At 40.9% G+C, this 25,815-nt stretch carries 24 protein-coding genes and 1 pseudogene; 11 read left to right on the top strand and 14 right to left on the bottom strand.

The features are described 5' to 3' along the window. Entirely contained in the window at positions 1–534 is a 534-nt protein-coding gene (locus V7K62_RS00345; protein ID WP_334860600.1) for a hypothetical protein, read from the top strand. 77 nt (positions 535–611) lie between these two features. Here the strand turns inward: V7K62_RS00345 and V7K62_RS00340 are convergent, their stop codons facing one another. Continuing rightward, positions 612–791, bottom strand: coding sequence for a replication restart DNA helicase PriA (locus V7K62_RS00340; protein WP_334860598.1), 180 nt, complete (start codon positions 789–791; stop codon positions 612–614). Between the two features lie 711 nt (positions 792–1,502). Beyond that, positions 1,503–3,380, bottom strand: coding sequence for an excinuclease ABC subunit UvrC (gene uvrC, locus V7K62_RS00335; RefSeq protein WP_334860596.1), 1,878 nt, complete (start codon positions 3,378–3,380; stop codon positions 1,503–1,505). A gap of 755 nt (positions 3,381–4,135) precedes the next feature. Here uvrC and V7K62_RS00330 point away from each other — a divergent pair. Beyond that, complete coding sequence (locus V7K62_RS00330) at positions 4,136–4,315, top strand: hypothetical protein (protein WP_334860594.1); 180 nt, start codon at positions 4,136–4,138, stop codon at positions 4,313–4,315. A gap of 21 nt (positions 4,316–4,336) precedes the next feature. Here the strand turns inward: V7K62_RS00330 and V7K62_RS00325 are convergent, their stop codons facing one another. The 7 genes from V7K62_RS00325 to V7K62_RS00295 all read right to left on the bottom strand — a co-directional run bounded on the left by V7K62_RS00325 (position 4,337) and on the right by V7K62_RS00295 (position 12,013). Then, entirely contained in the window at positions 4,337–4,759 is a 423-nt protein-coding gene (locus V7K62_RS00325; RefSeq protein ID WP_334860592.1) for a response regulator, read from the bottom strand. A gap of 537 nt (positions 4,760–5,296) precedes the next feature. Next, entirely contained in the window at positions 5,297–6,418 is a 1,122-nt protein-coding gene (locus tag V7K62_RS00320; protein WP_334860590.1) for an NF038130 family PEP-CTERM protein, read from the bottom strand. Positions 6,419–6,833: 415 nt separating this feature from the next. Continuing rightward, entirely contained in the window at positions 6,834–8,087 is a 1,254-nt protein-coding gene (locus tag V7K62_RS00315) for an LL-diaminopimelate aminotransferase (RefSeq protein WP_334860588.1), read from the bottom strand. A gap of 52 nt (positions 8,088–8,139) precedes the next feature. Beyond that, positions 8,140–8,469 (bottom strand): thioredoxin family protein, encoded by a 330-nt coding sequence (locus V7K62_RS00310; RefSeq protein WP_334861440.1) that lies wholly within the window; start codon positions 8,467–8,469, stop codon positions 8,140–8,142. 174 nt (positions 8,470–8,643) lie between these two features. Continuing rightward, a complete protein-coding gene (locus tag V7K62_RS00305; protein WP_334860586.1) occupies positions 8,644–9,426 on the bottom strand; it encodes a PspA/IM30 family protein in 783 nt (260 codons plus the stop codon). Positions 9,427–9,588: 162 nt separating this feature from the next. Then, positions 9,589–10,341: a PspA/IM30 family protein gene (locus V7K62_RS00300; RefSeq protein ID WP_334860584.1), complete on the bottom strand. Its 753-nt coding sequence runs from the start codon at positions 10,339–10,341 to the stop codon at positions 9,589–9,591. Between the two features lie 328 nt (positions 10,342–10,669). Further along, positions 10,670–12,013, bottom strand: a complete 1,344-nt coding sequence (locus V7K62_RS00295) for a hypothetical protein (RefSeq protein WP_334860582.1) — start codon at positions 12,011–12,013, stop codon at positions 10,670–10,672. A 165-nt stretch (positions 12,014–12,178) separates the two neighbouring features. On the opposite strand from V7K62_RS00295, the gene V7K62_RS00290 reads away from it, so the two are divergent. Then, on the top strand, positions 12,179–12,733 hold the full coding sequence (locus V7K62_RS00290) for a DUF721 domain-containing protein (RefSeq protein ID WP_334860578.1): 555 nt from the start codon (positions 12,179–12,181) through the stop codon (positions 12,731–12,733). A 413-nt stretch (positions 12,734–13,146) separates the two neighbouring features. After that, a complete protein-coding gene (locus V7K62_RS00285) occupies positions 13,147–13,461 on the top strand; it encodes a hypothetical protein (RefSeq protein ID WP_292863731.1) in 315 nt (104 codons plus the stop codon). A gap of 127 nt (positions 13,462–13,588) precedes the next feature. Here the strand turns inward: V7K62_RS00285 and menB are convergent, their stop codons facing one another. After that, entirely contained in the window at positions 13,589–14,422 is an 834-nt protein-coding gene (gene menB, locus V7K62_RS00280; RefSeq protein ID WP_334860576.1) for a 1,4-dihydroxy-2-naphthoyl-CoA synthase, read from the bottom strand. 141 nt (positions 14,423–14,563) lie between these two features. Between menB and V7K62_RS00275 the strand changes: the two genes are divergently transcribed. The 3 genes from V7K62_RS00275 (at position 14,564) to V7K62_RS00265 (ending at position 17,601) form a co-directional block, all read left to right on the top strand. Further along, on the top strand, positions 14,564–15,388 hold the full coding sequence (locus tag V7K62_RS00275; protein WP_334860574.1) for a DUF2887 domain-containing protein: 825 nt from the start codon (positions 14,564–14,566) through the stop codon (positions 15,386–15,388). Between the two features lie 492 nt (positions 15,389–15,880). Continuing rightward, positions 15,881–16,384 carry a DUF4365 domain-containing protein gene (locus V7K62_RS00270; RefSeq protein ID WP_334860572.1) on the top strand — a complete coding sequence of 168 codons (504 nt, stop codon included), beginning with the start codon at positions 15,881–15,883 and terminating at the stop codon, positions 16,382–16,384. Next, positions 16,381–17,601, top strand: a complete 1,221-nt coding sequence (locus tag V7K62_RS00265; RefSeq protein WP_334860570.1) for a hypothetical protein — start codon at positions 16,381–16,383, stop codon at positions 17,599–17,601. The genes V7K62_RS00270 and V7K62_RS00265 overlap by 4 nt, the downstream gene beginning before the upstream one ends. A gap of 82 nt (positions 17,602–17,683) precedes the next feature. On the opposite strand, the gene menD is transcribed toward V7K62_RS00265, so the two are convergent. Further along, positions 17,684–19,438 (bottom strand): 2-succinyl-5-enolpyruvyl-6-hydroxy-3-cyclohexene-1-carboxylic-acid synthase, encoded by a 1,755-nt coding sequence (menD, locus tag V7K62_RS00260; protein ID WP_334860568.1) that lies wholly within the window; start codon positions 19,436–19,438, stop codon positions 17,684–17,686. A gap of 198 nt (positions 19,439–19,636) precedes the next feature. On the opposite strand from menD, the gene folB reads away from it, so the two are divergent. From folB to V7K62_RS00245, 3 genes are all read left to right on the top strand, one after another. Further along, entirely contained in the window at positions 19,637–20,005 is a 369-nt protein-coding gene (gene folB, locus V7K62_RS00255; RefSeq protein ID WP_334860566.1) for a dihydroneopterin aldolase, read from the top strand. A 1,107-nt stretch (positions 20,006–21,112) separates the two neighbouring features. Next, positions 21,113–22,396: a GGDEF domain-containing response regulator gene (locus V7K62_RS00250; protein WP_334860564.1), complete on the top strand. Its 1,284-nt coding sequence runs from the start codon at positions 21,113–21,115 to the stop codon at positions 22,394–22,396. A 292-nt stretch (positions 22,397–22,688) separates the two neighbouring features. After that, positions 22,689–23,249, top strand: coding sequence for a sugar O-acetyltransferase (locus tag V7K62_RS00245; protein ID WP_334860562.1), 561 nt, complete (start codon positions 22,689–22,691; stop codon positions 23,247–23,249). A gap of 3 nt (positions 23,250–23,252) precedes the next feature. Here V7K62_RS00245 and V7K62_RS00240 read toward each other — a convergent pair whose 3' ends face one another. Then, entirely contained in the window at positions 23,253–23,633 is a 381-nt protein-coding gene (locus tag V7K62_RS00240; RefSeq protein WP_334860560.1) for a calcium-binding protein, read from the bottom strand. 446 nt (positions 23,634–24,079) lie between these two features. On the opposite strand from V7K62_RS00240, the gene V7K62_RS00235 reads away from it, so the two are divergent. Continuing rightward, the gene (locus tag V7K62_RS00235; protein WP_334860558.1) at positions 24,080–24,274 is read left to right on the top strand and encodes a hypothetical protein; all 195 of its coding nucleotides are present in this window, start codon (positions 24,080–24,082) and stop codon (positions 24,272–24,274) included. A 29-nt stretch (positions 24,275–24,303) separates the two neighbouring features. Here V7K62_RS00235 and aroC read toward each other — a convergent pair whose 3' ends face one another. After that, on the bottom strand, positions 24,304–25,392 hold the full coding sequence (gene aroC / locus V7K62_RS00230; protein ID WP_334860556.1) for a chorismate synthase: 1,089 nt from the start codon (positions 25,390–25,392) through the stop codon (positions 24,304–24,306). Positions 25,393–25,695: 303 nt separating this feature from the next. Beyond that, positions 25,696–25,815, bottom strand: a pseudogene (locus V7K62_RS00225) (photosystem II q(b) protein); the annotation flags it as partial.

Genomic DNA, 25,815 nt, shown 5'->3' with positions numbered 1-25,815 from the left:
GTGGTAGAAATTGTTATATTAAGGTTAAGCGATCGCTCAACCCAACCGATGACAAATAACTATATGTTGAATCGATCATTGACGCTTAAACTATGGCTACTAGTGATTGTTCTTGCAAAAGCTTTGCCGCTGAATTCTCCTGCTTATGGGCAAATAATTCAACCAATTCCTCAGCAACCTGAGTCCTTTCAAGAAAGAATGAGACAACAACAAGAGGAACGAACTCAGCAAACACAAGAACAATTGAAGGAAACATGGCTACGCCTAAACCTTCAACAACCACAACTACAACAACAACAGAAAATACAACAACAAGAATTTACACGACAACGGCAAGAACTAATACGCCAGCAACAATTTAGACTACAACAGCAAGAAACAAGACTACAACAGCAACAATTTACACAACAGCAACAATTGAGAATACAAGATCAACAACTCAGACAAGATCAACAAATTAGACAACAGCAACAATTTAGATTACAAGAACAGAGACGGCAGCAAGAACTCAGACAACAGAAGAATAACCTGTGAAGTATTCAAAATTTCTGATAAATAACTTTATTATTAAAAATTAGAGAAAACCTTCTCCAATTTTTAATTTTTTTTATCTAGCGGTGTGCGTGAATTCCTGGGGCATAAGCCTCAATGACTTTGCCAGTGCGAGTACAACTAATCATCAAGTAGTCACAACTTGGGCATTGTGTCCGAGTTATTTGACTCTCAAAAATATAATAGCGTTCCGCGTGACTACCACAATTTGGGCAGTAAATCTTTTGTACTGTCTGCATTTTAAAACCTCTGGTTGTAATTATTTTTTACTTAGTAGAACTGCACATTAAACCAGGAAAAATTCTGGTTCGACCCAACTTAACAAACTGCCGTAATATTGACTGATTATTTTAAACAAAATTTCAAGTTTGAAAACTTTTAGCTATCTCTGTCTATTATCCTAAAACTTAAGTGATTTTACTCTCCTACTTTAGATATATAAATTGTTTTTTAATTAAATGGTGTTTAGAGATTTACTGATCCCTATAACTAATGCCTTGAGAGAGCCTTGTTTATAGTCATTTCAGACGACTAAAAAAAAGCCGTTCTTGTATTCAAAAATTAAAACCGATAAATTACTGTATATTTAGTAACAAAATCTCTATCTTAAGATTTGGTTAACCTTTTTGAGGGGTCTCTAACAAGACATTCCGCGATCGCTCAGTCGAGTCTCGGCAAGTTTTGCGGTGGGCTTAAAATGCCCATTGCAAAACTTAATTACAAATTACGAACGCGAACAGCGTCTCGTAGAGAGCGTCATTACGAATTATTTTAATATTTGCTCACAAGATTTATGAGATTAAATTTTGGTGAGACAATCTAAATTAAAACTTAAAACTAACAAACTTCTGAGCAGCGGCTTCCTTTGCTCGGAACTTCAGAAGCCGCTCAAAGTTCTCTCCAAATTCTGTTTTCACCTACTCTTCAAGGTGAGAGTAGGAGTTGTTACTTCAAGCAGGATGAAAATAATCGTAAATTTCTTGAGCCAAACGCGGCCCAATTCCTGCTACTTCAGCGAGTTGTGTGGTTGTGGCTTGCCGAATATAATCAACTGAACGAAAATGCCCTAGTAGCTGCTTTTGTCGATGATGTCCCAAGCCAGGAATTTCATCTAAACGCGATCGCTTCAATTTATCACTGCGCTGCTGACGATGGAAACTCACTGCAAACCGATGCGCTTCATCCCGCAGCCGCCGCAATAACTGTACTCCCGGTTGTTCTGCATCAGTTGTCAAGGGTTTAGATTCTCCCGGTAAAAAAATCTCTTCTCGTTGCTTTGCTAAACTCACAACTCGCAAGTCTTCTAATAAATTCATCTCTTGCAAAACGGCGACAACTGATGATAACTGACCTTTACCACCATCAATCATGATTAAATCAGGCCAGTCAGGATTACCCAAACGTGTTAATTGCTGATCTTCCCCATACTTGCGAAACCGGCGCTGGATGACTTCAGCAAGACTAGCAAAATCATCTGAATGTCCTGCTGTCACCGTGGGATTTTTAATTTTGTAGTGGCGATAGTGCTGTTTGGCGGGTAATCCGTCGATAAATACGACTTGCGAAGCTACAGCATTTGACCCTTGAATATGGGAAATGTCATAACCTTCGATCCGGTGAGGTACATCTGCTAAATCGAGAATGGCAGCTAAATCTTGCATTGCTTGGTGATTGCGATCGCCTAGTTTTTGCATTCTTTGCAATTCATACTGAGCATTTCGCTCTACCATCTCAATTAATTCTGCCTTAGTTTGCCGCAAAGGAGTCAAAATTGTCACTTTTTTGCCTTTACGTTGAGTTAAGACATCCGCCAATATCTCGCCATCTGGTAAATCATGCTGTACCAAAATTTCTAAGGGTATTTCCACGGAGTCGGCAGTTTGGTAATGTTCCTCTAAAGCTCGTTGTAAAATAGCTCCAGGTTCTGCATGAGCATCCGCCACAAAGGCCAAACGTCCTACCAATTGCCCAGCGCGAATCTGGAATAGTTGAATACAGGCGTGCTGTTCGTCGGCTGCCAGTGCGATCGCATCCCGCGAAACTGTATCATCTGGTAAGGAAACTTTTTGGTCAGCTGTCAGCGACTTTAACCCAGAAATTTGATCCCGAATCCGCGCTGCTGACTCAAAATTCAAGTTCTCAGCTGCTGCATTCATCTGTTGGGTCAAAATATCAATCAGTTCCTGGGTTCGACCTTGAAAGACCATCGCCACCTTTTGCACAATTTTGCGATATTCTTCTGGTGAAATCAGCTGTTGACACACACCAGGACAACGCCCTAAATCATAATTCAAGCAAGGACGGTCTTTAAAAAGTGGTTGAGGTCGTTGTCGCTGGGGAAAGATACGCTTACAGATGCGGACAATTTCTCGCAATAAACCAGCATCAGTATAAGGGCCGTAAAATTTATCCTTTTCTTTACCGAATTGGCGTTTACGGGTAATAAAAATTCGCGGATAATCTTCTGACCAAGTAATGCAGAGATAAGGATATTTTTTATCATCTTTGAGCAGCACGTTAAAGTATGGCTGGTGCTGCTTGATCAAATTGGCTTCTAGCGCTAAAGCTTCGGCTTCAGTATCAGTGACGATGAATTCAATTTCTGTCACCAACTTGACCATCGTGGCGATGCGTTCACTCTTGTTGTAGCCATCCCGGAAATAGGAACGGACACGCGATCGCAACTTACGTGACTTACCTATATATATAATGCGATCGCTTCTGTCCCGCATGAAATAAACCCCCGGTTCCGGTGGAATTTCGGCTAGACGGTTTTCCAGTCGTTCTGGCTCTTTAACCAGTGGTAATATTTGCGTAGATATTGTCACAACCAAAATTAAGTAATCTTTCTCTATTTTAAGAAAAATTTTGGCGCTAGCCTCTCCCTTTGGGAGAAGGAGAAACGCTTTTAGCGTTAGCGACGAAGAAGCATCCCCCGAACGTCGGTTTCCAAGCTAGAGGCTTGCCAAAAAACTTGCTGCAAGCATCAGAACTTGGAAGCAGACGAGAGTTTGTCTAGCTGTTACCTTAGAGGATGTTTGAAAAGTCTACGCTTGTATCTAGATCCCCCCTAGCCCACGCCAGTCGCTCCACTTGGGGAGACCCCATCGCGCAGCGTCTCGTAGAGAAGACCGCGCTGGCTCCCCTTAAAAAGGGGGGAATAACGTTCTCAAAGTCCTCCAATTTATCGGAGGATTTAGGAGGATCTAAAGTTTTGGATACCTCAGTCACCACTTTTCAAACAACCTCTTAGTCATCGGCTACTACTGTCAAAATAAAAACTTTGCTTTTTGAATCTATAATTAAGATTTTAAATTGATTTAACTTGATTATTTAAAATTTTATATGTTAGATAAAAATTTTGCTTATTGATTTTATTTGCTGTTTGTTTTTATTTTTAATAAAAAAGAATGTGTTTATATATCGTTTATGTAAATACCAGATAAAAGTTTTATTAATTGACAATATTTATATTTTTTTATTGAACTGATAATATTAAGCGAATTAACGGATTTAGGAAATTAAATTTAGGATTATGATTGTGAATATAGGTATTATAATAATTTTACACAAGAGCCAAACTATGAATCTGCAAGAATTTGAAGCCCAGTATCGTGAAGCTATGGCTGAAACTCTCAATGAACTGCAAACAGCAGTTTTGTTGTTAGCGCAAGTACAACAGAAAATTTCAAATATTGGCAGTTCTATACAAACTCTTAGTGAGCGCGTTGAAGATTTCATCGCTAACCAAAACGCAGAATAAATACACGCCTAGCAGAAAAGTTCATCTGTGGCAACAAGTAAACTGTTCTTCAATTGTAAGAATGAGATCTTTGAGTTTTAAAGGTTTGACAAAATAGTGACGTGCGCCCAAACTCAGAGCTAGTTCTTGATCTGCTTTAAAAGCAAAGGCTGAAACTACAATGATCGGTATTTTTGAAAAATCAGGTTTTTGCTGGACTTGTTTTAAGAGCGAATAACCGTCAATATCTGGCAATTTCAAGTCTAATAACATTAAGTCTGGCTTGAATGTCTCTATAGTTGAGAAAAACCCAGAGCCTTCTGATAAGCTTTGGACATCGTACCCACAGTAACTTAGATAGTCACTTAGTAACATCCGATTGAGATAATGGTCTTCAACTAGCAAAATTCGTCTAACTTTGTGTGACCGCAATGGCTGATCTATATTGAGTAATTGTACTGTCATTGCTACCTATTATCTGATTATCTTAAGTAAAAGCCAACAATTATTACCATAAACTAAAACGGTAGTGCATTCAAACGGTGAAAGGAATAGAAATTTGACTTATGTTATCTAGTCAAAGATATTAATAAATTAATTAAATTTACCTATCCTATGATACTTAATAATATTCTCTTTAATGATATTTTAATTAAAAATTAATTTTTTCTTTACAGATTTTTTATATTTAATAGTATTAAAGAAACTGCTGCTTTGAAAAATTGAATTGTCTTAGTTTTATGAGTAAAACTACTTAAGTAATACTGGAACTGACGGTAAGGTAATTGCCCTTTCTAGAACAGTTTTCATCTGGATGCGAGGGAAAGTAATACCATTTCACGAAATCCCTGTTATAAATACGTCGGTAGTCTCTTACCAACGATTCATTTGTTGCAAATAGTATAACCTAGAAGATTAAATGATCTTGTAGTTTGAAGGAAGTATTCATAAAAAAGGGAGCTGTTAGCTCCCTTTTTTATTTGTAGTTTTGAACCCGCAATCTTAAATAGATGCTGTTTTTAATTTGCGTTGCGTAGCAAATACACCAGCAACACCTAGCAGACCTAGTATTATTGATGGTTCTGGCACTCTCTTTGGAGGAGTAGTGTATCCAGGTGTGTGCCAAGTGTAATACGCACTGTAGGATATGCCGTCATCAGAGGCTGTAATTCCAGACGCAGTGGGGTTAAAGCTGTAAGCGTAGGAGGTTTTACCACCAGTAACTACCTTGGCAATTTCACTAGCTCCGATTTCACCTTGGTAGGCGTTTAATGTCGCTTGCAGGCTAAGTAAATCTTTCAAGGATGTCAATTGAGTGATTTGACCTGGCAGTTGACTTTGAAGAGTTGTCAGTTGAGTAATTTGACTATTGAGTGTTGCTCTTGCGGCCTGTGTGGCAATACTGTTAGGAATTTTTGCAAGCTGACTTTGCAACAACGAAATTTGTCCTGAAATTGTTGTAAGCTGTGACTGCAATTGTGGAATCAGAGTGTTAACCTGTGAAAGGGTTGGTAAAGTTGTTTGTGTGGGAAACTGCGGGCTGACTTGATTCCAAGCTTGGGTAAGATTATAAGAAAGTGTCTGTGAGAGTTTAGTCTTGACATCTAAGTGACCAACCAAGTTCAGTTCCACACCGCCATCTTGACCGAATTGGAAGCTACCAATGTTAGGATCTCCCATCCCCAATAAAGGAAAATAACTCGTTACTAATGATTGGGTACTCGCTGAAAACCCATTCCACACTGACTTAAATGGAGTATAGGTACTCAACAAATCACCCAGCCATTGGGAACCAAAACTACTCCAATCACTAGTAGTAACACTGCTAACGGTAGCACTGTAATTTCCTTGTGTGGCGGTAAAACCAACGTTAGAAGTGGGGTTTTCGGTACTATACCAAAGCTCGACGTTAGAGCTGGAGTTGTTATCTGTCAAAGCTTTGATGGCAGCGTTAGTACCACCTTGTGCATTCCCTTTAATGAAGGTACCATTCGAGCCACCAGTATATGTGTTAATTTCTCCTGTATTATTGAAACTAAAAGATGTAGCGTGTGCTGGAGCAGTTGCAAGAGCGCTCACACCAATAGCCATTGAGGCACCAATTACAAGTTTCTGAAAATTCATCTTCATTGTTTTCAAGTCTCTGTCAGTTTGGAAGTTAAGTTTTAAACTACTGCCGTTTTTAGGCTTGGGCTGTCTTGACTACAGGCTTTTGGCAATACATCTACTTAAAAACGCGACCTGTATTGTTAGCCATCTTTGGTAGCTGAGCGTACAAACCCAGTTTAAGAAACTGAGAGACCTGATTGGGTAAAGTTCCTTCTGATTATCGATAAAAAGATGAAGAATGTTTCGACATTTTTCTCAGTCTAATTACATATTATATGGAAAAGTTAAAGTTATAAAAAATACAATATATAATTTGACGGTTCAGTACAATACGGTAATTGGTAGGGATGCACAAATGTGCGCCCCTACCGCGTGTTCCATTCGTACATTTTGCCGCCAAAAATCCTTGGCGTTTAGTTTGAGAAGAAATTTAATGAAGGAACTCAGCCATTCTTTCTACAGCAGTTTCTAGCAAAGGTGGCTCATGCACCAAGGCAAAACGGACATACCCTTCTCCAGATTTGCCAAAACCAGCACCTGGAGAAGCTGCTACACCAGTTTGTTTGACTAGCTGGGTACAAAATTCTATGGAGTTTTCACTCCAAGGTGAGGGCAATTTTGCCCAGATGTACATTGTGGCTTGGGGAGTGGGAACGTTCCAGCCAATGCGATGTAAAGCACTGATAAAAGCATCACGCCGCCCTTGGAAGGTAGCGACAGCAGATTTTACCCCAGCTTGAGGGCCAGTTAAGGCAGCGATCGCACCATTCAAAATTCCCCGATACTGATTAAAATCAACAGCGGCTTTTACCTGGCGTAAGGCGTTAATTAACTGGGCATTACCGATGGCGTAGCCAATGCGGAAGCCGCCCATATTGTAGGACTTGGAAAGGGTGAAAAATTCAATTGAGACGCTTTTCTCTGGATCGGCTTGCAGAATTGAAGGGACTAGGGATTTTGGATTTTGGATTTTGGATTTTGGATTGAGAGAAAAATTTTCCTGCTTCCCAGTCCCCAGTCCCCAGTCTCCACTCTCCCCAAATACCAAATCTACGTAGGGGAAATCGTGAACCAGGGCGAGATTGTGTTGCTGACAGAAAGCAACAGCTTCATGGAAGAAAGATAAAGGCGCGATCGCAGCGGTGGGATTATGAGGATAACTTAATACCATCATCCGCGACTGAGCCAAGACTGGGGCAGGAATATCAGTAAACACTGGTAAAAAACCGTTTTCTGCCAGTAGCGGCATCGGGTAGATTTGACCACTGGCTAGGTAGACTCCCCCGGCATGGGAAGGATAACCTGGATCGAGCAACAGGGCAAAATCTCCTGGATTGAGTATTGCTAGAGGTAAATGGGCTGTGCCTTCTTGAGAACCAATTAGAGGTAGTACCTCAGTTTGAGGATCGACTTTGATGCCAAATTTTTGTTCGTACCAGTTGGCTGCGGCTTCGCGAAACCCAAGGGTACCGTTAAACAACAGATAGCCGTGGGTACTGCGATCGCCAAGAGACTGGGCGATCGCCTCGATGACGTGTGCCTCGGTTGGTAAATCAGAAGACCCCAACGACAAATCAATTACCTCTCGTCCAGCGGCCAAAGCGACTGCCTTGGCTGTGTCCATATCAGCAAATACATTCGATTGTAGGGGTTGTAAACGTTTTGCAAACTGTATGTTAGTCATTTGTCCTTTGTCCTTTGTCTTTGATCATTTGCTAATGACTAATGACTAATGACTAATTTAAGTGCGTATCTAAGAGTTCGAGTAATTTATCTTTGCCGATGACTCCCTCAGTCGATATCAAAACTTCCTGGCCTTGAAATAGTCTCAGGGCGGGTACACCTTCCACTTGGTACTGCTTAACAGTGAGTGGATTGGGGTCAATTTCCATTTTCACGACTTTGAGGCGATCGCTATATTTGGTCGCAGCGGAGTTAATTAGGGGCGACATCAATTGACAAGGCCCACACCAGTCAGCCCAAAAATAAACTAATACAGGCTGCTCGGCTTTTAACACTTCGGTTTCAAACTCAGCATCAGTTATGGTGATTACAGCCTTACTCATTGCAGTCTCCATCAGGTGGCGATCAAAGTTGGCACACACAATACTTTATCCCAAAGTCGTCAATAGTCCATAGTCAATAATTCATCGTTATTAAAAATGTTAACTATTGACTAATGACGTAAAATCCCACAGCCAACAGGTGTGGGACTAGCTCAAATAAGTTTTCTGCCAATTTTAGAGTTGATCCAATTGCTTGCGTAAGGAATCCAACTCGGCATCAACCACCTCATTAGACTTGGGATTAGGAGCAGTGGTTTGTTGTTGCGGTGGCAGTTGGGGTTGATTTTGGGGAGTTGCGGGTGCTAACATTTGCGCTTTCAAAGCTGCTAACTCATCATCAACATCGCTACCACCTTCCAACTGAGCAAATTGGCTTTCTAAATTTTCACCTGCTAACTCTCCTAGTGCCTGGGCCCGGGATTCTTGGATCAAGACTTTTTCTTCCATGCGCTCGAAGGCAGACATTGCATTGCTGGTATTCATCCCACGCACCATGCCTTGGAGTTGCTCTTGGGCTTTGGCAGTGGTGATTCTAGCTCTGAGCATTTCTTTCTTGGTCTTAGCTTCAGAAATTTTGCTTTCCAGCTGGATTAAGTTGCGCTTGAGGGTTTCAACTTGAGTGCTTTGGGTATCTAAACTAGCTTTGAGGGCACCACTGGTATCCGTATAAGTCTTTTTCCGCTCTAAAGCTTGTCGCGCTAGATTCTCATCACCTTTTTGCAGCGCCAGTTGAGCATTACGTTGCCACTTATTTATTTCATTTTGGGCATCATTGTATTGTTTCTCACTGCGTTTTTGGGAGGCGATCGTCTGGGCTACTCCCTGACGCAACTGCACCAAGTCTTCCTGCATTTCCAGGATAGCTTGCTCTAGCATTTTTTCGGGGTCTTCGGCTTTGTTAACGAGGTCGTTGAGGTTAGAACTAACTACTCGCTTAATGCGATCGAATAATCCCATAACTTTGTTTTTCCTTGTGTAATTTACGCTTTTTGTTGGACAGTTAGCTTTTTTACTTTTTAATAGCTACCTATTTCAATGTAATCTTTCTAGTTTGAATCAGTACCTTCTAACAACTCTTAATTTTTAAGATATCTCGAAACTGGGGTAATTAGCCGAACTTCAAGAGTCTTGAGTTTTGGGTAACTGCTGTTGGGGAGGCTGCGCTGTGTTCTGGTTCTCCTCGGTGAGAAGACTGTTGTGCTGTGTGTTTTCTGCCTGGTTGAGAACCTGTACCTTCATCGCTGCCAATTCGGTATCTACATCATTAGATTCCAAAGAAGTAAATTGTGTTTCCAAGTCGTTGCTACTAAGTTCAGCTATGGCTTCTGATTGAGCTTCTATCTGTGAAACTTTTTCTTCCATACGCTCAAAGGCACTCAGACTGCTGGTGGCAGAAACTCCACCTAGCAGTTCCTGGAGACGATAAGACGCTTCGGCAGAACGGGCGCGAGCAATATACATATCTTTTTTGGTTTTTGCCTCGGCAATTTTTAACTCTAGCGATCGCATATCCTTTTTTAGCCTAGCGACTATATCGTTTTGCTGCTCTATCTGCGAAAAGAGGGCTGTAGTGGTTTCTTTATAGGCTTGGCGCTTAGTCAAAGCTTCGCGTGCTAGAGGTTCGTTGCCTTGTTGCAGGGCCAATTGGGCGCGGCGATACCATTCTTCCATTTGAGACTGAGCCGCCTGAGCCTGTCGTTCAGTGCGTTTCTGGGTAGCGATCGCTTGTGCTACACCCTGCCGCAACTGCACCAGATTTTCCTGCATCTCCAAGACAGCTTGCTCCAAAATTTTTTCTGGATCTTCTGCACCACCGATCAAACTATTGAGATTAGCGCGAATCACCCGCAGGATACGCTTGATTAATTCCATATCGGCTCTCCATTCACGAAAACCAGTAATGATGCTGAGTGCTGTTAGCGGGGTGTTTAGCCCGTGCTGAGTGCTAAGTAATGAATTAGTTATGGAGTGCTGAGTGTGTAGCTAAAGTCCTGAGTATAAGAATTTTTATCGTCGGGTCGTTATGGAGTGCTGAATGCCCAACTAAAGTCTTGAGTATAAGAATTTTTGTCGTCGGGTTGTCAACAAACAAGATTTTGTCTCTACTACTCAGCACGGGCTAAACCCTAGCTATCCGCTAACAGCACTCAGCACTCATGACTCAGAACTGTTATCTCATGGTATCGTAGATTTTTGCAATTTATGGCTGCTGAACCCGTGCCTTGATTCCCTTCGCCTGTAACAGTTGCATCTGTTGTTTTACTTGCTCTTTAGTTTTAAAAGCACCCAGATAAATCAATTCTTTGTTGGGCGATAAATAAGCATCAGGAATTACTTGCCGTGCTGAGGCATAAGCCGCGCCTTTATTATCTATCACTACATGATAGAACCCATCTGTTCCTGGTTTGATTTCTGCATTCGGCTTGGGCGAGGTTTTTGGCGGTGAAGTGGGAGGCAAATTCAGGGGAGGCAAGGATTGTAGCGTCGGTACTGGTGCTAAGGCGATCGGATTTGTCGGTTTTAGGGCTGTGTTCGGGACAGGCAATGCTACTTGAGGATTTGCGGGGTTTTGGCGAACAACTGGATTAGGCACTACTGCGGGAGTTGGTTGGAGTTTGGGTTTTAAGCCAACGACATCATTGGGATCTCTCACTTCCGGAAACTCTTCAGTAGCTAGATTGGGATACTTAGGTATAGATGTGCTTGGTGGCTGGATTTGAGGTTGGACATTACTTCCAACTTCCTCAGTATTTTCTGGTGTCGGAGACGAGTTGCCGTTAAACAACTTGCCTAAATTCCATTGGGGCAAGCTTTTGGGATTGAACACTACATAACCCAAGGTAAGACTCGCCACTAATAGCAACAACATGGAGCCGATACCCAAAGGTGATAGGAGGCTGTCGCTAGAATTGCTCGGTTTCTTGGTTTCTGGTTGTTCTTCTGTCAGACTTCGCAGCAGTGCTTCACTAGATTCTAAATAGTCATCTGGGTGCTTGGAGGTGTCATCTGGCTGCAAGAGATTTTCGCTTTTAGTATTTTTAACGATTACTGGTACGATGCTGCTACTAAAGTTGGGTGGGGGTGGTGGAAGTTGAGTTTGTGTTTTAGCAGAATTGGAGGTGGAGGGCACATTAAGATTATTCAGTTCCTCAGTTTTTGCCGCAGCTGGCGCTGGATTCATCTCAGGATTCACAGCTACAGATGCGGGTGGTAGATCAATTTTTGCCGTAGCTGGGGCTGGGGTTCCCTGATGATTTACGGGTACAGATGCAGGCGGTACGTTGGTTTTAATTTCCGTTACTGATGACTGAGTTGCGCCCAATCTTGTAGGAATAGGAGTTAAGGGTTGGGGTTGAGCGCTCATGTAACTCGCAACACGGGACTGGTTCGATGACACCAAACTAGTTCGCGTGCGTCGGTATCGAGCTAACTCTTGATCTAGCGGCACCTCTAAACTCGCTAGTGCTGCTGCTAGTACTGGTTTCAACCCAGGTGTTTTAGACGATTGATGAGTACCGGAGTCGTTCAGGGGGTTTTGAGTCATTGCCTCTGTGCCTCAAATGTAGATTACTGGAATCAACTTTTAGATATATTTGTGACAATAGTAGCGGAAATTATTTAAATAGATAGATTGGGTATTAGTGATTCTTTCTCATTTTGCTCCCTCATGTCCCCCTGCTCCCTCACTCTTCACTCAGCACTTTGAATAATGTCGTTGAAATCAATTAATGATATTTTAGGGATTCTGGAAAAGCAGACTAAATGGCAGGAGCAACCATTTCAACTTCTGCTCAAGTGTTGGGCAGAAGTTGTTGGCCCAGTGGTTGCCGCAAATACTCGACCATTGTCGATTCAGCGCGATGTTTTGTCGGTAGCAACTTCTAGTGCTGCTTGGGCGCAAAACTTGACTTTTGGTCGCACATCTCTGCTTTTAAAGTTGAATAAAAAGCTGCCAACACCTTTGACTGATATTCGCTTCTCTACTGCTGGCTGGCAGAATCCATCGGTGGAGAAAAAACAGCAACAAACGGTTTCGCCCCATGAACATCCCAGTTACCTTGGTGATGAGATTAACTGCCCTGATGCTTCACCCACCAAGGATGTGAATGCGGCTTTTGGACATTGGACGAAGATCATGCGATCGCGATCGCATGGCTTACCCCTTTGTCCCCAGTGTCAATCTCCCACCCCACCCGGTGAACTCCAGCGATGGGAAGTCTGTTCTATCTGTGCTGCTAAACAGTTTGGAAAACAAAATAGTTGAGCAGAATTTATCCTGAAAAAACTTGCTGCCATTACATCAAATATTTCTGATTCTTGATAAAAAATATATTTTACTGCCCAAATCTGCCGAATGTGGTACACAGAGCATACTATCTATCTTAAATTTCTATACATTAAACCATCCTTAAGGAGTAATTTAAAAGGCTAGATAAATCAAAAGCTTTACTTTTAGTCTTGATCCCTAATAAGTTTTAGACTAAATCTATATGTAACTGCTCTACTGATTATTTAAATATATAACAAGATTATAAAAATATCCTGAAGTTTATTTGTTCCTTGGGATCGCTGAAACCTATAGAAAATAATGACTTTTTGGCTTTTCTCCGTCTTTATATATAGAAGCAGAATATAAAGATGAAACTCAGCCAGAAACGGCACTAAAGATGAATCCAAATGAAACCTATTAAATTTTTAGCATCTGCCTGTAAATATTGCCGTCATTACCAGCCAGAAGGTCGCCGTGGCGGAACGTGCCAGCAGTTGGGCGCACCAGTTCAAGCGACTTGGAAGGCTTGCTCTTTAGCGCTCCCACCTTTTGCACCTTCTTGGGAAACCTTAGAAGATGCTTGGGGTTTACCAGATGCAGCCCCAGTTTTAACATCTTGTCAATCTCTAGCCTCAGATTTAGACAATGCTGCTCTTGCCCCTATAGAGGAAATAACTGCCTCTATATCTGAACAGGTAAAGACTAAAGCAGTGGTTATTTAGTCATCCATTATTACTGGACTGAGTTTTTAGTCTACTTAAAATAAGATTTGTTTTTAAGATTTTTAGTGCTGTAAAAGTTGATATCTAGAGAAATCGCACCCTTTTGTGAGGTGCGATTTTTGCAATTCTAAGGCAACCAAGGAAAAGAGCGAAAATCTGGTGGACGCTTTTCGAGAAAGGCTTGTTTCCCTTCAGACCCTTCTTCTGTCATGTAATAAAGTAGGGTGGCATTGCCAGCAAGTTCTTGTAAACCAGCTTGTCCGTCACAATCAGCGTTGAAGGCAGCTTTGAGACACCGAATTGCGATCGGACTTTTTTCTAAAATCTCCTGCGCCCATTGAATACCTTCGGCTTCTAGTTGTTCCACTGGGACGACGCAATTAATTAAGCCCATTTCTAGCGCTTGTTGTGCATCATACTGGCGGCAGAGAAACCAAATTTCTCTAGCTTTTTTTTGCCCCACGATGCGGGCAAGATAGCTAGCTCCAAAACCACCGTCAAAACTGCCGACTTTCGGGCCAGTCTGCCCGAAAATGGCGTTATCGGCAGCGATGGTAAGGTCACAAATCAAGTGTAGGACGTGTCCACCACCGATCGCATATCCAGCCACTAAAGCAATCACAACTTTCGGCATGGAACGAATCAAACGCTGTAAGTCCAGCACGTTCAAGCGAGGAATGCCAGTATCATCCACATAACCCCCATGTCCCCGCACGCTTTGATCGCCACCAGAACAGAAGGCATATTTCCCATCAGTGTGGGGGCCATATCCAGTAAATAGGACAACACCAATAGTAGTATCTTCACGAGCATTAGAGAAAGCGTCGTAGAGTTCAAAGACTGTTTCAGGACGGAAAGCATTGCGTTTATGGGGACGGTTGATGGTGATTTTCGCAATGCCATCAGTTTTTTGATACAGAATATCTTCGTAGGTTTTGGCAGTTTGCCAGTTAATTTGCATTGGTATGGAGTGTGCTGTTGTGCTTGAGAATTTTATCGCGGACGTAGGGACAAGCGATACCTGCGGTGGGCTACGCCTACGCTAAAATTGGTATCTCAAGCCTTTACAATCTGGTAATTGTCTGGGTGTTGAGGGATAAAAATGCGACGTGACACCATCTTCTACAAATTATTTAAGCAATTTCCTGGTTTGCTGTTTGAATTAGTATATGAACCACCGCCAGAAGCGGAAAACTACCAGTTTGAATCGGTTGAGGTGAAAGAAACGGCGTTTCGGATTGATGGAGTATTTTTACCTCCGGCTAATGCAGTTTCCAAAACCGTCTTTTTTGCAGAAGTGCAGTTTCAGAAAGACGAAGACTTATATCACCGCTTCTTTAGCGAATTATTTTTGTTTCTCTACCGCCACTCTATCCGTTACGATGACTGGTTTGGAGTCATAATTTTTGCTTCTCGCAGCTTGGAACCTTCTAACTCAACGATTCACCGTGCTTTGTTGGAAAGTGGCCAAGTCAGGCGGGTTTATCTAGATGAGTTGGGGGATTTGCGACAACAACCTTTGGGATTGGGTTTGATGTTGCTGACAAATGTTACTTCTGAAACCGAAGCAGTGGAAGGGGCGCGGTTTTTGCTGGAGCAAGCACGACAACAATCGGAGCAAGCGATAATTGATTTAGTTACGACGATTATTGTCTACAAGTTTTCTAACCTTAGTCGAGAGGAGATTGCAGCAATGTTGGGACTGAATTTGGAAGAACCACGGGCTATTCGGGAAGCGAAGGAAGAAGGAGAAAGAAAGGTCATCTTCCGACAATTAAAACGGCGCGTGGGTAATATTCCTGATGCGCTTGTGTCACAGATTCAAGGGTTATCGGTGGAACAGTTGGAAGCTTTAGGTGATGCTTTGTTGGATTTTTCTACTCTTGCTGATTTGGAAGGATGGTTACAAGGTGAAGTAAGAGGGTAAGTTTCACCCAGATACGTAGAGGAGAGCGATCGCACTCTGTAAAATAATTATGGCCACAAATAAAGTTTCCCGAAGTGAAGAAGCATTTGCAGACACGCGGGTATATCAGAAGCGGTGGAAGAAATAGTGCGTAGGCGTAGCCCACCGCAGGTATCGCTCATCCTCCGACTGTTAAAATGACTATTCGGTGAAATTGCTGAGGAACGTTGGAAGCGTTAGCTTTGGCGTTGCTGGAATTGAGATTGCGATCGCTGATTTGGAAGGGTGGTTACAAGGTCAGCTAAAATGATCTTGAATTGGAAGTGATGCTATTTGAAAGGCTGCTTGCTATTAATTAACTAGATTTTGGCTGTTGACACTCGACCACAATCACCATTAGGGATAAAATAAGCAACCGTGCAGAAAGTTACATTAAGGCTAATTTTCCTGAAAACAGAACTTAGTCATTATCTTTTGAACAGCCCGAAATCTTAATTATTTAGTTAAATGTCCATGCATATTACTCAGCGTCAAGAGCAATTTGGTAACGCTTACATTGGTGCTGTTGCAGCAGTAGCAGGTTATACCCTTTATCCACTACCCGTAGATGATGACAGCATTGACTTGGGTATTGCAGCCAAAGGAGCTATTGGAACTTTTCGCTCCCCCCATTTAGAATTACAGCTAAAAGCCCCTTTTAAGAGGAATGTAGTTGGTGCTACGAGTATGAGTTATCCTTTAGTGAAAAAAAACTATGACGATTTAAGATATACTAATGTCTATGTCCCACGCATTTTAGTTGTTGTTGTCTTGGCTGACGATCTAAATAGTTGGTTGTATCAGTGCGAAGAAGAATTAGTTATTAAACATTGTGCTTACTGGACATCATTGCGAGGTGAAAAAGAATTACCTAGTGGTCAAGAAACTAAGTCAGTACGTTTATCAAGAGATAAAATATTTAATGTAGAAACTTTAAAACAAATGATGGATATAATCTCAAATGGAGGTAATCCATGAAAGCAACTATACGAGATATTGACGTTCTCAAATCCATAAATCCACTAGAAGTTGCTAGCTATTTGGAAACTCAAGGTTGGAAGGAACAAAGCCAAATAAATGATATTGCATCTGTTTGGACATTAGAACTAGGTCAAGCAGACAATGTTGAAATATTATTACCTCTGAATCCTGAATTTCGAGATTTTTCTGCTCGGATGAGCGAAGTTTTACAAAATCTTGAAATTGTAGAAAATCGTTCTCAGTTAGAAATAATAACTAATCTTAAGACTCCACTAGCGGAAATTGTACAAATTTCAGTCAATCATTCAGAAATTATAAATGGGAGCATTCCTATATCTCAAGGAGTTCAATTATTTGAATCAGCTAAAAAGCTAATGTGGTCTGCTGCTTCATCTGCTGTACAACCTAAACCTTACTTTAAAGGGGGTTCATTTAGTGAAGTAACTGACTATATGCAAAATTTACGTTTAGGACATACCAAAGAAGGTAGCTATGTTTTAACTATTATTTCTCCATTAAAAGTTGATAATTATCAATCTTACGATTGCTTTGAAAGAAAGGTGACTAGAACTCTATTTCAAGCTTTAAATATTATTAGTTTAGCTCACGAGCAAAAACTTTCTGAAAGAGAAAGTGTTTTAGATGAAGCTATAAAAGAAGGAGTAAGTGCTAATCTATGTGATGCGCTATCACACATGATAAATAATGATAATGATCCAAACTTGAGTTTTAATTTAACTTGTTCAAAAACACTAGATCATCCATCTAATATTCCTTTAGAAATAAAGTTAAACAAACAAGTTCTGTCTGTTATTACAGAAGTTAAGAATAAACTAAAATCTCGCAAAAATACTTCGGGTAGAAACCAAAAAAGTATTATACAAATAGATACTAAAGAATTAGGATTGATAAATACTCTAGCATTTCCTTCATCTTCTAGTCCAGAACTATTGTACTCGAAAATTAAAGGTTTAGTAATTAAGCTTGAATGGTTTGGTGGAAATGAAAAAGCAAAAGTTACTGTTATAACTATAAATATAGAAAATGAAGAGAAAGAAGTTATTATTGAAGTTAATCGTGACGCATATCTAATTGCATTTCAAGCTAATTTAGAGCAGATACCAATAATATGCGATGGTCACTTAATTGAAGAGAATGAATTATTAATTTTGAGAGAAGTACAGAATTTTTCTCTATATCGAGAGAATGTTTAAATTCACTAAGCATCAAGAGTTTGTCAACTACTTCGTCAGCGCTTATAAAAATTGTGGCAAGGACTTTTAACTAATAAGATAGTTAAATTCCAATATCTGCGGCAAACCTCCTCAAATTATCCTGTCGCCACTGAGCATCATGTTTACGATTTGTCTGCAACTCTAAAACCCGTATCCCTTTAGTTGGGAGCGTGTTTAACCTTTGCTGCAACTGCTGCCAAGAAGTAACCAATTCATGCTGCACATTATAAGTAGCACATAACTGAGCAAAATCAATATCTTGGGGAGTCCCAAAAAACTCTTCAAATGGTGGGTCAAATTTGGCGATGGGTAACATTTCAAAAATACCACCGCCATTGTTGTTGATTAATACAATTGTCAGATGTCCGACAAATTTATTGCGGATTAAAAAACCATTTGTGTCATGTAACAGAGCTAAATCTCCCGTTAACATCACACTACTTTGCTGGCGATGGGCAATTCCTAAAGCGGTGGATAATGTGCCATCAATGCCATTTGCACCCCGGTTAAAGCGCGATCGCACTCCTAAATTATTCGGTTTCCAGAAATATTCCACATCCCGCACAGGCATACTATTGGCAATAAACAGAGGCGTTCCTGGCGGTAAAATCTGAGAAATTAACCAAGCTGCTTTACTCTCAATGATTTCATCTATTTTCCCCATCGTCTGGTCAACAACTAACCTCACCTTAGTTTCCGCATCACACCATTGCTTTCCATAGTCTGAGGAGAAAGATAAATTTCTCTCCTCTGCTTTTATATCTTCTACAGATATCCGTAAATGCGTTGTTCTCCCATGCAAAGGGTCGAAGTTTTGATCACTATTGTCAATTACCCAACGTCGGGGTTGCGTTGCATCTATCCAGGTACGCAGTTCTTTACTCGTAGGCATTTCACCCACCTGAATCACCATTTTGGGCGCTAACTGCTTTGCTAGTTGCTGATTTCGCAAAATCAGGTCATAAGTGGAAATCAAATAAGGGTTGAGTTCGGCATAATTTCTGACTGGGGAAAGTCCCTCAGCTAGCACCGGCCATTGGAGAGTTTGGGAAAGTTGCGCGATCGCTCTACAATATTCCTGTGGTTGCAGTGGTTCGGCAACACCTGCGATAATAATGCCGCGATCGCATTCTTTCCATTCTTGGGGAATGGGAAATGGGGAATGGGGAATGGGGAATGGGTTTGCTATTTCTGCGAAGAAGTCTTCTGGTTGAAACTGGGATTGCAAATAGCTTAAGTCAGTTCCATCAGGTACAGGTGCTAAGGGATCGCGAAAGGGAATATTCAAATGTACTGGCCCCTTTGTAGGAGTTTGCGCTCTTTCCCAGCTATGAATTACCGTTTGTCGCAGGTAAGCTAGCATTCCCAGATCGGCGGAGGGTAAGGCTAACTCTGTTTGCCAATTTGGGTAGTTTCCATATAATCTCAATTGATCTACAGTTTGCCCAGAGTGACAATCTCGCAATTCTGGGGGTCTATCGGTGGTTAATATCAACAGTGGTACGCGACTATATGAGGCTTCTATTACTGCTGAATAAAAGTTTGCCCCTGCTGTACCAGAGGTGCAAACAACTACCACAGGGCGTCCGCTTGCTTTCGCTTGTCCCAAAGCAAAAAAGGCGGCGGAACGTTCATCGAGAATGGAAATTGCTTCAATCTCAGGTACTTGTTGAGCAAAGGCTACTGCTAAGGGTGTAGAGCGCGAACCGGGGCAAATGATGGCACAAGTCAATCCCAACTGCTTTAGTGTCTCTGTTAAAATATAAGCCCAAAGTTGATTAACATTTCTATAAGCGATCGGCATTAAATCAAACATAGCTATAAAACAATCTTAAATTTTAGATTTTGTCTAGGGAAATTCAATTTAAAATCCATCTGGGAAAGTTGGGTTGCAAGCCAACCCTGACAAATGCGGTGATGGAACCCAACACCGCTAGGTGAGTTTCGGGGAAAAAAATCTCCAAGCAAACTTGCTCAACTTTCTACAAAATGCACAATTTGCTCTCAAACTCTTATGGACTGCATTCATTTAACGGGAATTCGCTGCTATGGCTACACTGGGTATCTACGAGAAGAACAGGTGCTAGGACAATGGTTTGAGGTGGATGTGAGGTTATGGTTGGATATCTCCACAGCGGCCAAGACTGACGCGATCGAAGACACTTTAGATTATCGCAGCGTCATTAGCTTGATACAACATCTCGTCAAAACGTCTAAATTTGCTTTGGTGGAGAAATTGGTAGCAACGATCGCAGATTCTATCCTCCAAGAATGCGATCGTGTAACAAAAGTCCAAGTCACTCTCAGCAAACCTGCCGCACCTATTCCAGACTTTGGTGGCAAAATTAGCATTGAACTGACTAAAAGTAAGTCCAATCTCTAAAAAAGCAGAAAACGTGTTTTTTTCAATATCTATAAGCTAGCAAAAAAAGGGGGTTTACGTGGAGCGTGGAAGTATTTCACAAAGAGAATCTTTCCTGCCATTGCCCCCAGCACCCGCTCATTCTCAAAAAACTAAAAAATGCTGTGATTTGCTGATGAGCATTTAACTTGCATATTTTCAGATCGCAGGATTTGTAATTAAGTATTAACTAGAAGCAATAAATCTCAGTAACACGATTTTACTCACCATTCAAAATTTAAGACAGTTTCAGACGGTAATTTAGACGCTGACTGAGACAAAAACTATTTGTAGATAAAGCAGTATTGAAAAAGAATGCAGAAATCAGAATCAATCACTGGGGGATTCAGATCCGCCACTGTCTTGTTGACCACAAAACAAGAAAATTACGCGCGAGTGTTTCACTGTTTATTCCTATTTATTCATCTACCAGAGGTTCGGTGAAGCTCAGTCTAGCCGTCGCACAAAATTTAATTCTTAACTCTGGCAACTGACGCCTTTATTCTTTCTTCTTAAACTCTTTAATCGCAGATAATAATTAATTTTTAGTATTATTTTAATCTATGTATAACATGATACTACATACAGTAACCGCTATATTTTTTAACTTATATGAAAGTAGTATACAGTGATTTTATAAACTTTTATTCTTGATTAATTTTTACATAAATACTATACTTAGCATTTATGCTTCTCCAAAAAAATTATTGTATATCACAGATTTAAAAGAAAGTGAAGTACACAAGCTAAATCTCAAAGCCAGGTATAAAGCGTGTTTTCCTTCTGAATTCTAACTCCTAAATTCTACTGGATGTTTTAAAATCAGTTTTTGAGTGCTGATAATTACATGGCAATTTAAATTTAATGTTAATAACATGATATTAGCTGTATGGAATAATCAAAATTAGCTTTGACAACCAGATAAATTATCGGAGGTTAATAACATGATGCTATTTGATGATTAGTTCAGTATTGATATCAAGCAAGAAAAGAGGGTAGTTAGAGATTGTTTATGATAGGATAATAAATTTTCGATTGAGTTGACACTGACAACAAAAATCTGAATACTAGCAAACAGGTTATTGTAACATGTTCGCCCGCAAAATCCTAGTTATTGAGGATGAAAAAATTCTCGCCTCAAATATTAGAAAAAGCTTACAAAAATTAGGCTATTCCGTTTCAGAAATAACTAAGTCTGGTAAAGAAGCAATAAAAAAGGTAGCAGAAACTCATCCAGATTTAGTATTAATTGATATCTGCCTAGCTGGGGAAATTGACGGTCTACACGTAGCGGATATTATCCAGAATCACTTCCATGTGCCTGTAGTATATCTAACAGAGTGGTCAGAATATAAAACATTATATAAAAATCAGCTAAATGAGCCTTTTACTTACATAGTTAAACCATTTCTTGAAAGAGATTTACATTTTGTGATTGAAATGGCTTTGTACAAACATCAAAGCAAAAAGATATTATACGAAGAAAAACAGAGGTTGACGGCAATTATTAACAGTATGGGTTGTGCAGTGATTGCGACATATGGAAATGGTTGTATTCAAATGATGAATCCCATAGCAGAACTAATCACTGGTTGGAAGGAAAGTGAAGCCTTTGGTAAAGATTTAGTAGAAGTCGTTAACTTAGTTAATAAAAATGTAGGAGAAACAATTGAAAATTTAGCCACTTATGTAATTGAAGCGGGTGAAGTTTTCAATTTACCAGAAAACTGTACACTGATTACCAAAGATGGCAAAGAAATAGCGATTGGGGATAATATTGCACCTATCCGCGATCAAAATGGTAATATTACTGGGGCGGTTATAGTTTTTCAAGACATCACCAAACGTAAGCAGACAGAGGCGCAACTGATTCGCAATGCTTTTTATGATGGGCTGACAGAATTACCGAATCGTGTTTTATTCTTAGATCGGCTCAGACAAACTATTGAACGTAGCAAACGCCGAAGCGATTATTATTTTGCAGTTTTATTTTTGGATTTAGATGGCTTCAAAGAGATTAACGATCGCTTTGGGCATGGAATCGGGGATGATTTTTTAGTAGCGATCGCTAGACGTTTAGAGTCGTGCTTACGTGGTGGCGATAGTGTAGCACGATTTGGTGGTGATGAGTTTACTGTTCTTTTGGAGGATATTAAAGACGTTACTGACGCTACCAATGTAGCCGAACGTATTCAAGACTCCTTACGATTGCCAGTTAACCTCAATGGATATGAATTATCTACTACAGCGAGCATTGGTATTACTTGGAATATTAGTAATTATGAAGAGCCTGCAACTTTGCTGCGAGATGCTGATATTGCTATGTACCGAGCTAAACGGCAGGGAAAAGCTACTTATGCCATATTTAGTTAAAGATGAAATATGTTACTCTAGCCGCTACTAAGAGGTTGTTTTAAAAGTTTTTTTGTATACATCTAACCCTTGGAGATCCCCCTAAATCCCCCGATAAATTGGGGGACTTTAAGACTTTTATTCCCCCCTTTTTTAAGGGGAGCCAGCGCGGTCTTCTCTACGAGACGCTGCGCGATGGGGTCTCCCCAAGTGGAGCGACTGGCGTGGGTTAGGGGGGATCAAGAAATATTTGATACTTCTCAGACATCCTCTAAGGTTATTCTACACAACCAAGAAGCTCCATAAGTCAGTCATGGAAAAAACCGAAAAACAGAAAATGCTCGCAGGAGAATTATATCTGGCCGAAGATCCAGAATTGGCTGCCGAGAATAAGCGAGCTAGTCGTCTGTTGCGAAGGTACAATTCTATAACCGAAGAACAGCAAGAGCAACGACAACAAATTTTGCAAGAATTATTTGGAAAAATCGGCCAAAAAGTAGCAATTGTGCCACCCTTTCACTGTGACTATGGCAGTAATATTTTCGCTGGCGACAGATTGTATATGAACTATGGCTGTGTAATTTTAGACTGTAATACAGTTCACATTGGTGAAAATGTCTTCTGCGCTCCTTATGTGCAAATTTATACTGCTTATCACCCTATAGAGCCGGAAATTCGTCTTTCTGGTAGAGAATTAGCTGCCCCAATTAACATTGGTAATAATGTCTGGATTGGTGGCAATGCAATTATTTGTCCTGGTGTAACTATTGGTGATAACACAACCATTGGTGCTGGTAGTGTAGTTGTCAAAGATATACCTGAGAATGTTGTCGCTGCTGGCAATCCCTGCCGCGTCATTCGGTATTTATCCTAGAATTTAAAACTTATAACCTCTAGCAATCCAATAGAGCCAGTCTGCGATCGCTTCTTGAGTTTCACTGTCAGCATCAATGGCTGCTATTTCAGATAATTTTGCAGAATATACATCTTCATCTTTACCATTAATATAAGCCACTTCTACAAACATATCTTTTAAGCACTCCTCATCGGGTGCCATTCCCACCACTTCGACTTGTTTCTCCTCGATAGAAGCTGATTTGCATCCCTTCTTAGTCCATTTAGCCAGAAAGGGAAAATTCAGAGTCTCTTCGAGGTAATAGTACCAGCCCATAGCCCGGTCTTCTTTGTCTTCAGCATCTACAATGATCTCTGTTTTAATGCGATGCTCTCGTTTTTCTTCAGGTTCAACACTAGGCATAAGATAACGCTTTAAGTAAGTCGGCGTGAAAAAACCAAATTATGTAAAGATAAGTAAATACGGAGAATGCATCTACCGAGGTGATTGAGGTATGGGCGCTCGTTTTAGGGTGTTTTTGACTTGCGATCAAGATAAAACTCTATTAAACCTAAGAACTGCGAATGTAGCACAGAAAGTCAAAGACCGAGCAGAGATAATCAGGTTAAATGCACACGGCTGGTACGTTGAAAAAATAGCTAGCCATTTTAACTAGACTCCACAAACAGTGAGATAAGTTTTGCATAAATGGGAAAAGCTTGGTATACAAGGGCTTTGGGAAAAACTTTCTTCGTGGGGGAAACCGAAGTGCAAGGAGTCATATCATGTCCGCTTAATAACTTACGATAGTCGTTGCGAACGAAGTGAAGCAATCACAAGGGTTCGGAGATTGCTTCACTTCGTTCGCAATGACAACTAATCAGCCGGACATGATATCAGACATAGTTTATTTGGAAGAATGCCTGAAAAAGGAACCACGCACATACAACAGTCTTCAATTAGCTCAAAAACTATCTAGCGATCGCACTTTGTTAAATGTGTTATCCGCTACTATAGCAATACCAATAAAAAGGGTGAGTCAGACACCCACCCCCGAAGCATAAATATTTTCTGAAAGTTATAACTATAATCCCTACAATACCTTACACTGCCCATGATGCCGTAACAAATGGTCACACAATACTAGCGCCACCATCGCCTCAACCATTGGAACTGCACGCGGTAACACACAAGGATCGTGCCGTCCTTTTGCTGCTAATAGCGTTTCTTCACCTTCACGAGTTACTGTTTTTTGCTCTTTTCTAATTGTCGCCGTCGGCTTAAATGCAACTCGTAAAATGATATTTTCCCCGTTGGAAATTCCCCCCTGAATCCCACCAGAACGGTTAGTTACTGTGCGAATTTCACCATTTTCATCAATATAATATTCATCGTTATGCTCAATTCCCGTTAACAGCGTCCCTCCAAAACCGGAACCAATTTCAAAGCCTTTACTAGCGGGAAGAGACATCACACCTTTAGCGATATCAGCTTCCAATTTATCAAATACTGGTTCGCCCAAACCTTTGGGCACATTACGCGCCACACATTCTACGACACCGCCGATAGAATCACCAAGTCTACCAACTTGCTCAATTAATTCAATCATGCGATCGCAACATTCAGCATCAGGACAGCGAACGATATTGCTTTCCACTTGTTCTAAGGTGACAGTATTTGGATCTACTACACCTTCCAAGTCCTTGATACGCTTGACATAACCGATGATTTCAACATTGGCAATTTGACGGAGAATTTTTTTAGCGATCGCACCTGCTGCTACTCTTCCAATTGTCTCACGTGCTGACGACCTACCCCCGCCTTGCCAATTGCGAATGCCATATTTTGCATCATAAGTTGCATCCGCATGAGAAGGGCGATACTTCTCTGCCATCTCGTCGTAATCTTGCGAACGAGTATCTTTGTTCCGTACCAAAATCGCTATAGGCGTTCCTAGTGTTTTGCCTTCAAATACACCGGATAAAATCTCGCAAGTATCGGCTTCTTTGCGAGGTGTGGTAATTTTACTTTGTCCCGGACGCCTTCTATCTAATTCTACTTGAATTTCTTCTGCCGAAATTTCTAGTTGTGGAGGACAACCATCAATCACAACCCCCACACCGCCGCCGTGAGATTCACCAAAAGTAGTTATACGAAATAGATGACCAAAAGTGTTGCCCATGATTTTAAGGAAAAAGGATGAGGCTTATGTATTTTACCTAGAGTTGGTGCAAAAGTTAATTTTTATGCTTTGGCACTCGGAATGAATAGACCTCTTGCAAAAGTCCATAACACCCCACCCCCAACCCCTCCCCGCTCTTCGGGAGGGGAGCGTTTGCTTTACTCAAATGCGGGGTGGGGTTCTTTATTTTTGATTTATGCAAGAGGTCTAATGTTTGACGTATAGTCGATCTTTTCCCTATACAAATGAGAAAGCGCCCTCCGTTACCAGAGGGCGCTCTCTTATTTAGCTAAACTTGACTATTTAACCGTTGATAGCAGGAGCGGTTAGAGCTACAGGAGCAAAATCACCAGCAGCCAAATCTAGGGGGAAGTTGTGAGCGTTACGCTCGTGCATTACTTCCATACCCAGGTTAGCGCGGTT

Source organism: Nostoc sp. (genome assembly GCF_036917935.1).
Taxonomy (GTDB): Bacteria; Cyanobacteriota; Cyanobacteriia; order Cyanobacteriales; family Nostocaceae; genus Nostoc.
The sequence above is the reverse complement of the archived record's forward strand: the minus strand, read 5'-3'. Positions and strand labels throughout refer to the sequence as shown.